Origin of the sequence: Desulfoscipio gibsoniae DSM 7213 (assembly GCF_000233715.2) — a bacterium.
Classification (GTDB): domain Bacteria; phylum Bacillota; class Desulfotomaculia; order Desulfotomaculales; family Desulfallaceae; genus Sporotomaculum; species Sporotomaculum gibsoniae.
In genome coordinates, this window is record NC_021184.1 from 1,602,959 (window position 1) to 1,616,546 (window position 13,588).

Consider the following 13,588-nt stretch of genomic DNA (forward strand, 5'->3'; position numbering starts at 1 on the left):
TATTTAAATAAACAAATTAATAAATATAACTTGCTTTATACGGGACGCAGTTAGATTTTGGACATCATGCCATAGTTGATGCTGCCGACGCTGCCTACGTACAGCTAGAAAAAATTTATCTTATTCTACTACCCGTTAACAGATGCTCAGAGCCATGAGGTACTCTAACGCGATCTAACACGTCTTATCAGGTTGCAGCATCAAACCTGAGATTATGATTTCCGAACACGTAGGTTTTTATGTGGAAACTGTTGTAGCGGTTATTAAGCTTCAATAGACAATTAATGTTTAATAGGCCAATTAAAGCTAATTAGCCGGTGATGGTGGACAAGATTTTTCGACAAGGAAGGGATAACCGGCGAAAGGGATTTTCACGTTAATGTGGAACATTAAAATGAGTTGACTGTGTAACAACAGTATTATAATTCAGTAGTATTACAGTAATATAATGAATGCTACAGGTCCGGTATGGTTAAACGGCTTCGTGCAGTGATAGGCTTAAGGTGATATTATATAGCTAATGTAAAATAGCGCCGGGCGATATTGCGCGGCTGTATAGGATAAAACCGGGCGATATAAGAAAGGGAGTGGGCAAAATGGGCCAGAATATAACCAGGAAAATTATTGCATCTCACCTGGTAGAGGGTGAGATGACGCCGGGCAAAGAGATTGCGCTGAGGATAGACCAGACCCTCACCCAGGATGCCACGGGTACCATGGCATATCTTGAATTCGAGGCTATCGGCATTCCTTCTGTTCGGACGGAGCTCTCCGTTAGTTATGTGGATCACAACACCTTGCAGGTTGGTTTTGAAAACGCGGATGATCACAGGTTTTTACAAAGCGCTGCGGCCAAATTCGGTGTAAAATTCTCCCGTATGGGCAACGGCATTTGCCACCAGGTACACCTGGAGCGTTTCGGTGTGCCTGGCAAAACATTGTTGGGCTCTGACAGCCATACCCCTACAAGCGGTGGTCTGGGTATGCTGGCTATTGGGGCCGGCGGGCTGGACGTGGCTACTGCCATGGCAGGGTATCCTTTTTACGTTAAAATGCCTCAGGTGGTCAATATACGGCTGCACGGTAAACCGGCCCCCTGGGTGGCGGCCAAGGATATTATATTAGAAGTACTGCGGCGGCTCACTGTTAAAGGTGGGGTGGGTAAGGTAATGGAGTATACCGGGTCAGGGATAGCCTACCTGAGCGTTCCTGAAAGGGCCACCATCACCAACATGGGTGCGGAGTTGGGGGCTACATCGTCAATTTTTCCCAGTGACGACGTTACCGCCAGGTTTCTGGCGGCACAGGACAGGGCCGGTGATTTTGTAGAACTGCTGCCCGACCCGGATGCCCAGTACGACGAGGTTATTGATATCCAGCTGGACGAGTTGGAACCGCTGATTGCCCTGCCGCATATGCCGGATAATGTAGTAAAAATAGCTGATGTAGCAGGCCAGAAAGTGGATCAGGTGTTCATAGGCAGTTGCACCAACTCTTCTTATACCGATTTAATGCGGGTAGCCGCTATCCTAAAAGGGAAAACCGTGCATCCTCAGGTAAGCTTGGTAATAGCTCCCGGGTCTCGCCAGGTGCTGGTCAGTCTGGCTGAAAACGGGGCACTGGCTGACCTGGTGGCTGCGGGGGCCAGAATTTTAGAGTGCGCCTGTGGTCCATGCGTGGGCGTAGGGCAGTCCCCTTGTTCCGCAGGTATGTCCCTGCGCACTTCCAACCGCAACTTTGAAGGGCGCAGCGGTACCGTGGACGCTAAAATTTGCCTGGTTAGCTGCGAGGCGGCTGCTGCGGCAGCCCTGACCGGTAAAATTACCGATCCCCGTGATCTGGGGGAGCCCATTGATATACCTATGCCCGAGAAATTCCCGGTGAATGACCGGATGATCATTGCGCCACCAGATAACCGTGGGGAATTGGAGCTGGTAATGGGACCCAATATTAAGCCGTTGCCCGTGGCCAGTCCGCTGCCCGGGGAAATTAAGGGTGAAGTGCTGCTCAAGGTGGGGGATAATATCACCACCGACCATATCATGCCCGCCGGTGCCAAAATCCTGGCGCTACGGTCCAATATCCCGGCCATATCCATGCATGCCTTTGAGCGGGTGGATGCCACCTTTGCCCAGCGGGCGCTGGATGCAGGCGGCGGTATTATCGTAGGTGGCTTGAATTATGGGCAGGGCTCCAGCCGGGAGCATGCCGCGCTGGCACCGTTGTACCTGGGCATTAAAGCAGTAATTGCCAAATCCTTTGCCCGAATTCACATGCAAAATTTAGTTAACTTCGGGCTACTGCCCCTTACATTTGCCAATGAAGAAGATTATGATGATATAGAACCCGGTGATGTGCTGCTGATTGAAGATGCCCGGCAGCGCCTTTCCGACAATAATGTTAAAGTGCGCAACGTCACCCGGGATAAGCTTTATCCCGTCAAGCACAGCCTCTCAGACCGGCAGATAGAAATTTTGCTGGCCGGTGGATTGCTTAAATTCGTTAAAGAAAAGATTTAAGGGGAGCGTTAATGGAAGACATTGACTTATCAGCTAGCTTGCTTAAGATGATTAGCGGCTGAAGCTACAAATAATTACTTAATTTGCTGGAACAGCCCTTGCGCTTCCTATTGGAGGTACAAGGGCTGAACAAAAAAATAAACGCCCTTATAAAGGGCGTGCCAGGAAAAATTTGTGACGCCTGTCTTAATACAAAAATAATAAGTCATTTATGAAATAATGTCAACAATTTTTTTGGTCATATGGTGTAAAAAAAACATGATCAAGAACCGCCGTTTGAGCAAAAGTATTGCCGACGCTGGATGGGGTAAGTTCGTCCAATACCTGGAATACAAATGCCTTAAATATGGTAAGACAATCGTAAAAGTCCCGCCCAGCGGTACATCCCAGACCTGCGTATGCGGTGCCCATGTACCGAAAGATTTGAGCGTGCGGGTACACAAGTGCCCGGAATGTGGGCTAACTGCCGACCGGGACGTGGTTTCGGCAATGGTTATACTGCAAAGGGCAAGCTAAGTTTTTGTTGTTTTAAGTAGGGCTGGTAGCACCCGAACTTACGCCTGTGGAGATTGTGCAAGACCCGTATGGCTATGGTCGATGAATCAGGAAGCTCCCGCCTCTATAGGCGGGAGAGGCTTTCACTGGGTTAGATTAGGATTTTGAAAGCTGGGCGCCTGGGGATTGTTCAAATTGAAGTGATTAACGCCCGGTGTGGACAGGTCAAAGTACAATCGGGCATCCTCATCCACGCCCCAGTCTCTGTCTGAACCATTGGCCTGGATTTTTTGGAAGGCTTGCCGGAAAAGGGTGTTATGGGCCTCTTCGCGGTTTAAAAGGAAGTCAATCATTTGCCGCACGTGTTTGTCGTTAATCTGCCTGTGCAAATACTCATAAACCACCTTGGCCCTCTGCTCAGCGGCAATATTGGACAATATGTCCGCCGGCAGATCGCCTGTGACGTTTACATAAGTAGCAGTGAATGGTACTCCTGAGCCGTTGGTCAAGTAGGGGGCCAGGCCGGTTAATACATTGGCCTCGATGTTACCGGCAGGTTGAGTACCGGTGACATCAATATCGTGACCATTCAACATATTTACAGCGGTGGCTACCATTTCCATGTGGCTCAGTTCTTCGCTGGCTATATCCTGGAATAAATCCTTAATTTCCGGGTCTTTGATGCGAAAACTTTGCGAAAAATACTGCAGGGCGGCTTTTAATTCACCGTTAGGACCGCCCAACTGTTCCTGCAGCATGGTGGCGTACTGGGGATTGGGCCTCTCAACACGTACCATTTCCAGCAGGTTCTTGTCGTGTTTAAACAAAAAAAATCACCTCTCCTTGTCATTTGGGTTAGTATCCCTAAGTGGAGAGGTGGGTATGCGTTTTTGTAGGGGCGGGCTGATGCTTTGAATAATGTTTTATGGCTCAATAATCCCTGAAGCAAGCAGAGGAACCGTCCCCGTGCTCAGTCGTCACCCACTATATCCCCTACTTCTTCCTTTAATAGCTCTCCTAAACTTATATCACCTTTTTTTCGGTCATCCAGAGGTTTTGGAGGTCTGGCGCGGCCCGGCAATAGTTGGGGCGAATTGGATTCATCTAAATCGGCAGCCAACCCCGCAGTCATATAATCACCTTGCAAGCCAAATAGGCTTTCTTGTATGGTATTCTTTGCCCCGGTATCCTTGTGATTACCTTTATTATCTACCAATGCTTTTCACCTCCATGTTATTGTGTAACGATTATTTGGTGAATATGCATGGGGGTGTACATAGGAGCAAAGTGTTGAATATGAGAACCTTCCCCTGGTCATTGACGTTCTGATTAAGTTCCTGATTAAGCTCCTGGGGAAGTAAAAGAATCGCCTCTTTACTTCCCCTTGCTTCCCTTTTATATAGCGTTCTTCTCTTTTAATGCACTGTTGACATAGCTGATGAATTCATCGGCCTTGGCCGCGGGAGGTTTGGTGACCAAGCTTACAAAAATAAACAGCGCTGTTGATACAATACCGCTCCAAATCCCCGGCCACCAGCCCAGGGGCATGATATTGCCGAATTGGAACCAAAAAGCAATAGTACCACCGACCAGAATACTGATTATAGCAGCTTGCGCTGTGCCTCTGCGCCAGAAAAAAGCACCCACTATGGCTGGTACGGTAACCAGCAATCCGGCTGAAGATGCCACTGAAAGAACGGCAATCAATCCCAGGCGCAGGGTGGCAAAAAGGAAGGCTACTAGGGAAAACAATATTATAAAAATTTTTCCTGCCGCCAGCAGCTTGCTTTCTTCAATGTCAGGACTGATGCGCTTGATAATATCCTGTGATACCATTGATGAAAGGGTTAAAATAATTGAGTTTACCGTTGATATGGCAGCAGCTGTAATACCCAGCATCACCAGCAGAGCTATGCCGTTGGGAACAATGTGCAGGGCCAGTAAACTGGGCGTGGCCATATCACCCTGAGGCAAGTCGGGAATTAATATGCGGGCGGAAAAGCCCCACAAAATAGATATCAGAGTGTAAATAAATCCGAAACACATAAATCCCATAACCATTGTGCGCATGTGGGTCAGGGAGCGGGGGATAAACAGGCGCTGGCTGACTTGCGGGTTGGAAAGGGAAAAGAAAAACCAGGGCAGGCTGAGCCCGATAAATGTTTGAAAGTTAAAAAATCCCGGCCCCGGGACAGTGAGCCACTGGGGGTAGTCAGTCTCAAGGATACTGATCATACCGCCAAAACCGCCAAAACCGCGATAAACTATGAAAAATACTGAAAGGGTGGCCACCGTGATCATAAGTAATGCTTGTACCGAATCTGTCCACGCTACAGCCTTGAACCCGCCTGTGTAGGCCCAGGTGGTAGCGATAACGGTGGCAATTACAAGACCCGCTAAAAAGGGAATGCTTCCCCTCGACATACCCTCCAGCAAGGTGCCTATACCAATTAATTGCACAGCGCTGTAGGGAATTAAAAAAACTATGGAAGCCAGTGCGGCTACAATATTTAATGTCTTGCTTTGGTAGCGGTCCCCCAGCAATTCCGCGGGGGTGATATAGTTATACTGTTTGCCGGCCAGCCAGAACCTGGGACCGAAAAAGGCTACCAGCACCAGGCCGGATAAGTAAATTAATTCAAATCCCCAGGCCCCAACGCCCCCGATATAGGCAAAACCCGCCAGGCCCACCATCATGAAGGCGCTGTAAGTAGTTGCGCTGTAGGTAAGGGCGGCAACTACGCCCCCAATGGCCCGGTTGGCTAAAAAAAAGTCCGCTATACCCGGTCCCATGCCTCTGCGTGCATAAAGAGCCACAGCAGTGCCCAGGACAAAATATAATGCAATAGCTAAATAGATATGTAATGAGTTCACACTAATCCCTCCATTTACCGGCAATTATACCAACGCTGATGATAGCCGCAATGGCAAAAACGCCCCAGTAAAGAAAGGCACCGTATACAGTGGAAAGATGAGAGAGTAAGTTAAAGGGCACCCAAAAAGCTGAGAATACTAGAAAAGCAAACCAAATAAACCACCACTTAACTGATTTTTGCAAAAAAATCATCTCCCGTAAGTCAATTTTAAATTAGCAAAACAAGCCAAGCCAGGTATCCTTTAATTATAGTATTGCAACTTTAAAAAACCCATATTATTTTCTTTGCCCCAGGAGGTGCAGGGAGTATTTTGGTGTCTTGACCAGCATTGAAACACAATGTATTATTTGCATATGCAAATCTACTTAATTAAATAAATGATGGGAGCTTTACATGCTATGTTTATAATTACTGACAAATGTCGTTTTTGCGATACCTGTTTAACAGTATGTTCGGCTGATGCCATAGAAAAAACTTATCCTATATACCGCATCAACCAGGATTTCTGTATTGAATGTGGTACTTGCAAGGACTATTGCAGTTTTGATGCTATTATCATTGTGTAGCCACGAGCTCAGTAATGAGTGTTTTAACCACCGATCCGCCGGTGCTTTGCCGGGTGGTTACTTGTTCATGAAGAACTTTTTTACGTTAATATTTGATATTATAAGCAATTTTCCCTTTAAGATAACGTGTCGAATTATGTAATTAAATACTCACCCCTAAATATGAAAAACGCATGGTCGCAAATATTCCTACACCGTACACTGCGGACTATTAAATAATATTTGTGCAGTAAGGCTGGCAGTAGATTGGCTAATATAATAAAATTACTATAGCTAATGTCAAAAAAGATCATGAAATGAGTAAAAATATTTGCAATACCGTATCACAAACGGGGTGGATAAATGTTTGATATCAGTGATGCTGCAATTGAGGAATTAGCCACAAACAGCCGGGTTTTTGTGAAAGGATTAATTTACTACAATGAAAATAGGGTAGTTGAATTAGAAGTAGATAAAGATAATATATGTGTATCAGCAGTTGTACGTGGAAGTGCCCGATATAAGGTTGAGGCGTGTTTTTCACCAGCAGGTAGATTAATACATATGTTCTGTGATTGTCCTGCTTTTCACCAATATGAAGGGGCTTGTAAGCATATTGTGGCTGTGTTGAAGGCTTGTCAGCGAAGATTTGGCGGCAGCGTGGGGAAAGGCAAAACAAAAACTAAAAAAAACAGCCAAAATGACCCTATGGCGGAAAGTATTTTAAATTATTTTGCATATCAACTGTCTGAGCAGGCGCAGATACCTGTCTATTTGGAAGTCACTGTGGAAATGTCGTTTCAAAGAATGGGTGGCGGGACACAGGCCGTTCCCGCCCTTTCTTTGCGTCTGGGTGAAAATAAACCTTATGTCGTACAAAATATTAAAAAGTTATTTGAGGCTATGGAAAACGGCACAACTGTTGTTTTTGGAAAAAATTTTACTTTTGACCCCACACGACATTACTTCCAGCCTGAGGACAAGTTGCTGATTGATTTTTTACGCTCAATATATGAAGTGGAAAGTACTATCCATGACAATACATGGTGGTATGCAAACCGAAGAGTCAATCATGGTAGTGTCTTTTGCGGCAAACAAATTATTTTGACCGAGGCGGCAACTAAAAGAGTACTTGATCTTCTAGTTTCAGAAAAGTTTAATTTAAAACTACCTGATGGCGAATACAAATCCATACAAGTTGTGGAGCAAGATTTACCGTTACAGTTTTATCTCGATAAAAAAGCCAACCAGCTTGTATTGCAGCTTAAGGAATTAAAGTACCTATCATTAATAAAAACCGGAGAATATGTGTTTTATAACGGTAAGATATACAAAGTTTCTCAGACACAGGCCAGGTATTTTGCACCGTTTAACAATGCTTTCAATAAATCCCCGGGGGGCATTCGTTTATCAGACCAACAAAGGGGACGTTTTTTAACCGAAGTTTTGCCGAAGCTTAAAAAAATCGGTCAGGTGGAAATTTCGCCTAAGGTGCAGGACAGCTTTTATGAAGCCGACTTAAAAACTGAAATTTATTTGGATCGGGAAGATGAAGCTGTTACAGCAAGGGTTGATTTTATTTACGGGCAAATAAAATTAAACCCGTTTGCCAGTAGCAATGACTGGCAAACGGGAGATAAAATACTGGTACGGGATACGGAAAATGAGCAGGTCATCTTTAACTTGCTGGAAAAGGCTGAATTCAGGACTGTAAATGGCAGTTTGTACCTCAAGGATGAAGAGAAAATATATTCATTTGTTTATCATATATTACCTGAATTACAAGCACTGGCCGATGTCTTTTACAGTGATAAATTCCGCAATATGCGGGTCAGAGATAGGGTAGCCTTTACAGGTGGAGTGCGTCTTAATGAGGAAAGCGACATGCTGGATTTTACCTTCCAGTTGGATGGCATTGACATGAATGAAATAGGACATATTTTTCAGTCGCTGCGGGAAAAGAAAAAGTTTTACCGATTGACAGACGGTTCATTCTTGCCGCTGGATACCGTAGACAATCATTTGTATCAGTTAGCCAATATGCTGGATGCTTTGAATATTTCCGGGCGGGACTTGCAGAAAAAAGTACTCAGCATACCTAAATCAAGAGCGATATATATTGATTGTTGTTTAAGGGAATCGAACCTGCAGGTGGAAAGAAACCAGGCCTTCAAAAGGCTGGTGCAAAGTATTAGCGAACCACAGGATATGGATTTTGAACTGCCCGGAGGTATTAACGGCGTGCTGCGGGAATACCAGCGTACAGGTTTTAAATGGCTTAAAACGCTGGCTATGTATGGCCTGGGCGGTATACTGGCGGATGATATGGGGTTGGGTAAAACTTTTCAGACCATTGCATTTGTTTTGTCCGAAAGGGAACGGGTGCAGGCGCCCTCACTGGTGGTGGCCCCTACTTCCGTGGTCTATAACTGGCAGGATGAGGCCGGCAAATTTGCGCCTGATTTAAATGTTGTTGTGGTTTCGGGTAATTTAGAGGAACGGAAAAGTTTAATAGTAGAGGCTAAAAATGCGGACCTAGTGATTACCTCATATGCTCTGCTGCGGCGGGATGTGGAATTGTATGAGGATTTAAATTTTGGATATTGCTTTCTAGATGAGGCGCAGCATATTAAAAATCCCAGTTCAATAAACGCTAAAGCCGTGAAAACTATCAAAGCCAGAGGGCGCTTTGCCTTAACCGGCACCCCCATTGAAAACGGGTTAACGGAGTTATGGTCAATTTTTGATTTTGTCATGCCTGGCTACCTGCTTACTCATCAAAAATTTGTAAAAAGGTATGAGAGGCCGATTATCAAAAATCAAGACGAAGGGGCGCTTAAGGAACTGCAGAAACAAATTGCCCCATTTATTTTAAGAAGAATGAAAACTGAAGTTTTGCAGGAATTACCGCCTAAGATTGAAAGCAAAGTGTTGGCTGATTTAACCGCCGAGCAAAAGAAAATATATATTTCCTATTTGCACCAGGCCAGGCAAGAGGTTAATGCAGTGCTATCCAATGGAGGATTTGAGAAAAGTCAAATTAAAATTTTGGCGTTATTAACCAGGCTGCGCCAAATTTGCTGTCACCCGGCCACTTTTCTGGATAATTATAACGGGGACAGCGGCAAACTTACTTATTTAAGAGAATTTTTGAAAGACGCTATCAACAGCGGTCACCGGATTTTGCTTTTTTCACAGTTTGTTGGTATGCTGGCCATTATTCGCAAGCTAATGGATGACGAGCAAATAGAATACTTTTACCTGGACGGTTCCACCAATGCAGAAGAAAGGGGGCAACTGGTGCGGGCATTTAACAGGGGTAAAGGAGATGCCTTTTTAATTTCCTTAAAAGCGGGGGGCACTGGACTAAATTTAACGGGTGCTGACATGGTTATTCATTATGACCCCTGGTGGAATCCCGCCGTGGAAGAACAGGCCACCGACCGTGCCTACCGCATTGGTCAAAAAAACTCGGTGCAGGTGATTAGCCTGATTACCAGGGGCACTATAGAAGAAAAGATATACGCGTTGCAGCAAAAGAAAAAAGCCATGATTGAATCAGTGATTAAACCCGGGGAGACAATGCTGTCCAAAATGACAGAGCAAGAGGTAAGAGAGCTGTTTGATATATTTTAAACCCGGAGGGATGATGTTCCCCCGGGTTTTATGGTTGAATAAGCAAAGTTACAGACACTTAGTATTGTCACCTGTTCAAATAGCGTTAACTCATGATAGTGATATAAATGGTATTGTCAACCTTAGTACCTTTCAGCAGCTCACAATGTCGCAGTACGGAAAAATTCCTTTCCAGCTCCCAATCTTTTAAACCAAAATGCTGGGCAATCTCCGGGCGGGTGACTTTGCCTTTTTCTTTGACGAACTCATATATGTTTTTCTGAAGTTCAGTTAACCCCTCGGTGCCTGTTTGGCCGAGCTGTTTGCGGTGGGTGACTGCGCTGTGCACCGCGGCCACGTCGCAGGTTTTAGGCGGCTCAACAGCAATAATGAAACAATCTTCGCACAGGGTTTGGCCATGCAATTGCATTTCATCGCCGGCTGGTATTTCTTCCTGGCATTTGGCGCAGATCATTAACGACACCTCCAAATTTTATATTTCATTCCAAAGCTTAACCACAAGGGTGCTGTAAACCATATTTGTAGCAGCATGGCGTTTTTAATTTTATTACCATTATAATTGCTTTACAGCTATATTGTCAACATATTAACTAATTAATATAAATTATTATTATCGATTGGCAATTGCTATTTACTTTTGGCCCCAAAGCCTCCAGAGGAGCAGGAGGCTTTGGGGTATGTGTACTGGTAAGTTAGAGCTAATATAGTATTTTAGTATGTGTGAATACTTATCACTGTTTAACCTGTGTAAGGAATCCCTTCGCTGCATCTAAACTCCTTTGTGCATGAGTATTTGAGTTAACTCCTTGCTTTGCTCCTGGTTTATACTGCCCTTTTCCAGGGCTACTTTAATTGTATATTGCCCCAGCAGGCTGTACAACTCCCGCAGCTGGGGATCAAGTTCCTGAAAAGCTTTCATGTGCCCGGCAATGGTAGGAGCATCGCCCCGGGCCACCGGTCCAGTCAGTGCGCCGGTGGGGCCTACCTTGGTTATATTCGCCACCGTTCCCTGTACCAGGGGATATAAAGCCTCAAAGGCTTCTTTGGGGCCCAGCCCGAATTTGGCGTATAAACCTGTGGCAAAATGCATCAGTGATACTAAATAATTAGATGCTATACAGGCCGCTGCGTGATAAACCGGCTTGTCGGCGGCAGATATGGTAAACCACTTACCGTTCAAATCCTCAACCACCTGCCGGGCCAGGGGGAGGGCGCTTTCATCTCCTTCCAGGGCAAAGTAAGAACCGGGCAGGTTTTCCATGGCGGCCCGTACTTCGGCAAAGGACTGCAGCGGGTGAATACTTACCGCCAGTGCCCCTGCCTCCCGGACACCCTGCAATTCACCAGCGGCATGGGCCCCGCTGGTGTGTGTCACCACCTGCCCCGGCCGAAAACCGCCCGCTTTGGCAATTTCTGCAGCCACGGGAGATATACTGCGGTCGGGAGTGGTGATAAAAACCAGTTCGGCCCGGGCAGCGGCTTCCTGGTTACTCAATACAGGGCAATTCAGTCGACGGCTCAACTGCTGGGCTGATTCTTTGGTACGGCTGGCCACTGCTGCCACAGCGTACCCTTTTTGTTGTAATAAAATGCCCAGGGCCGAGCCTACTTTACCAGCCCCGATTATGGCAATAGATAATTTATTCATCATAGCGCTCCTCTTTTTAGCAATACTCTGTGAATTTTAACACATAACTACCCGGGAGGGCAAGATTTGGCAGGGGTTCGGGGGGGGGGGTTGGGATTATTTATTTAACGAAGAAGTATACTTTGTTTGCAATGTAAACTTTGTAGACATACTGCTGCGCATGCGATTGAACTTACCCCGGAGGGGTTTTTTGTTCTCTCGTCTACAAAGTAGACCATTATAGTATTTTGCATTTTTTTTGAGGGCACGGGCTTTCTGCGGGATTACCGGGTTTTAGAGTGATGAAGCTTTTAGGTATGATATTTGCGTTGAAACTGGTATAACATATGCAATTAATAAAGTTAATTTTTTGATTATAATGACAAAGGAGGATTATGTATGTCTGTGTATCTACCCCAGGAAATGGCATATGCATATTCGGAAAATAAGAAATTAATATTTTATCCCAGGGTGCAAAAAAATCTCCGGGAACTTTATAAGCGCAAATTGGTCACTGAACAAGAAGCTGTGCAAGTCATTAAGACTGGTGATAATGTTGTTCTGCCTCTGGGCTGTGGGGAGCCGCCGGCCCTGCTGGAGGCAATGGTTAAGCGGCATCATGAACTTGAAGATGTAAAGGTGCATCAGATGCTGCCCATAAGAGAAGCAAGTTACCTGAAGCCCCAAATGACCAGAAGTTTCCGCCATGTGTCCTGGTTTACCAGTGGTCCTAACCGACAGGCCGTTAACGAGGGACGAGCAGATTTTATGCCGGGGCACTTTCATGAATATCCGCTGCTATTTCAGGAGTATATCAATGTTGACGTTTTTATGGGGACGGTTTCTCCTATGGATGAAAGAGGTTATTTTAGCTTCGGACTTTCGGTGGACTACACCAGCACTGCTGCGGCTCAGGCCAAGGTTATTATTCTGGAAGTCAATCCGAACATGCCCAGGACCAGGGGAGAAAGTCTTATACATATCTCGGAGGTGGATTATATCGTAGAAAATAATAACCCTATACCCGAGATTCCTATACCAGCCTTAACAGAAAATGACAGGATTATCGGGGGCTATATAGCAGAGTTGGTTGAAGACGGTGCCACCGTTCAGCTCGGTATAGGCAGTATGCCCAATGCGGTAGCTGAGGCTCTGCAGAATAAAAAGAACCTGGGCATACATACAGAGATGGTGACAGATGGCATGGTGGATCTGGTTGAGTGTGGAGCGGTAACAGGAATCAAAAAAACTCTTCATCAGGGAAAAATTATCGGCAGTTTTGCCGCCGGGACCAGAAGACTATATGACTTTATGAACGATAACCCCTTGGTGGAGATGTATCCGGTATCTTATGTTAATGACCCCTATGTTATTGGACAAAACTATAAAATGGTTTCGATAAATGCAACTCTTGAGATAGACCTATTAGGCCAGTGCGCTTCAGAGACTATTGGATTTAGGCAGTACAGCGCTACCGGTGGGCAGACTGATTTTGCCCGGGGATGTCTGCGCTCCCCGGGTGGCAAGGGGGTTATCGCGCTGCATAGTACAGCTAAAAAAGGTACGGTTTCCAAAATAGTGCCTATATTGCAACCCGGTGCCGTAGTCAGTTGCTCAAAAAACGACGTGGACCATGTGGTCACTGAATTTGGAGTAGCCAAACTGCGTGGGAAAACAGCCAGGGAAAGGGCGCTGGCGCTGATAGGGATAGCACATCCTGATTTTCGCTCTGAACTGCGGGCAGCGGCGCAAAGAATGGATCTTATTTAACTATAAATAGGAGATAGTTGCCTGGTACAGCCAGGCAACTTATACTTTGCTCGCAATTAGGTTCCTGCTTCTGCCGGTGAAAGGTTTTTAGCTTTTTTTATCGAAGTTATATTAAACTTA

11 protein-coding genes are annotated in these 13,588 nt (G+C 45.6%); 5 read left to right on the forward strand and 6 right to left on the reverse strand.

Annotated features, from left to right (window positions below; genetic code table 11):
- The first annotated feature begins 596 nt into the window (after positions 1-596).
- Both DESGI_RS07440 and DESGI_RS07445 read left to right on the forward strand, forming a co-directional pair.
- Positions 597-2,519 carry an aconitate hydratase gene (locus DESGI_RS07440; protein WP_006523917.1) on the forward strand — a complete coding sequence of 641 codons (1,923 nt, stop codon included), beginning with the start codon at positions 597-599 and terminating at the stop codon, positions 2,517-2,519.
- Between the two features lie 258 nt (positions 2,520-2,777).
- A complete protein-coding gene (locus tag DESGI_RS07445; protein ID WP_041284808.1) occupies positions 2,778-3,035 on the forward strand; it encodes an RNA-guided endonuclease InsQ/TnpB family protein in 258 nt (85 codons plus the stop codon).
- Positions 3,036-3,157: 122 nt separating this feature from the next.
- Here DESGI_RS07445 and DESGI_RS07450 read toward each other — a convergent pair whose 3' ends face one another.
- The 4 genes from DESGI_RS07450 to DESGI_RS07465 all read right to left on the reverse strand — a co-directional run bounded on the left by DESGI_RS07450 (position 3,158) and on the right by DESGI_RS07465 (position 6,072).
- Positions 3,158-3,841 carry a manganese catalase family protein gene (locus tag DESGI_RS07450; protein WP_006523919.1) on the reverse strand — a complete coding sequence of 228 codons (684 nt, stop codon included), beginning with the start codon at positions 3,839-3,841 and terminating at the stop codon, positions 3,158-3,160.
- A gap of 143 nt (positions 3,842-3,984) precedes the next feature.
- Positions 3,985-4,230: a hypothetical protein gene (locus DESGI_RS07455; protein WP_006523920.1), complete on the reverse strand. Its 246-nt coding sequence runs from the start codon at positions 4,228-4,230 to the stop codon at positions 3,985-3,987.
- A gap of 179 nt (positions 4,231-4,409) precedes the next feature.
- Positions 4,410-5,888 (reverse strand): sodium:solute symporter family protein, encoded by a 1,479-nt coding sequence (locus DESGI_RS07460; RefSeq protein WP_006523921.1) that lies wholly within the window; start codon positions 5,886-5,888, stop codon positions 4,410-4,412.
- Between the two features lies 1 nt (position 5,889).
- Positions 5,890-6,072, reverse strand: coding sequence for a hypothetical protein (locus DESGI_RS07465; protein ID WP_041284809.1), 183 nt, complete (start codon positions 6,070-6,072; stop codon positions 5,890-5,892).
- Positions 6,073-6,288: 216 nt separating this feature from the next.
- Between DESGI_RS07465 and DESGI_RS23720 the strand changes: the two genes are divergently transcribed.
- Both DESGI_RS23720 and DESGI_RS07470 read left to right on the forward strand, forming a co-directional pair.
- Positions 6,289-6,456, forward strand: coding sequence for a DUF362 domain-containing protein (locus DESGI_RS23720; protein WP_006523922.1), 168 nt, complete (start codon positions 6,289-6,291; stop codon positions 6,454-6,456).
- A 342-nt stretch (positions 6,457-6,798) separates the two neighbouring features.
- Positions 6,799-10,071 (forward strand): DEAD/DEAH box helicase, encoded by a 3,273-nt coding sequence (locus DESGI_RS07470; RefSeq protein WP_006523923.1) that lies wholly within the window; start codon positions 6,799-6,801, stop codon positions 10,069-10,071.
- An 85-nt stretch (positions 10,072-10,156) separates the two neighbouring features.
- Here the strand turns inward: DESGI_RS07470 and DESGI_RS07475 are convergent, their stop codons facing one another.
- Together DESGI_RS07475 and DESGI_RS07480 are read right to left on the reverse strand one after the other, a co-directional pair.
- Positions 10,157-10,525 carry a hypothetical protein gene (locus DESGI_RS07475; RefSeq protein WP_006523924.1) on the reverse strand — a complete coding sequence of 123 codons (369 nt, stop codon included), beginning with the start codon at positions 10,523-10,525 and terminating at the stop codon, positions 10,157-10,159.
- Positions 10,526-10,840: 315 nt separating this feature from the next.
- Positions 10,841-11,743, reverse strand: a complete 903-nt coding sequence (locus DESGI_RS07480) for a Rossmann-like and DUF2520 domain-containing protein (RefSeq protein ID WP_281168121.1) — start codon at positions 11,741-11,743, stop codon at positions 10,841-10,843.
- 354 nt (positions 11,744-12,097) lie between these two features.
- Between DESGI_RS07480 and DESGI_RS07485 the strand changes: the two genes are divergently transcribed.
- Positions 12,098-13,468 (forward strand): acetyl-CoA hydrolase/transferase family protein, encoded by a 1,371-nt coding sequence (locus tag DESGI_RS07485; protein ID WP_006523926.1) that lies wholly within the window; start codon positions 12,098-12,100, stop codon positions 13,466-13,468.
- Positions 13,469-13,588: the final 120 nt, after the last annotated feature.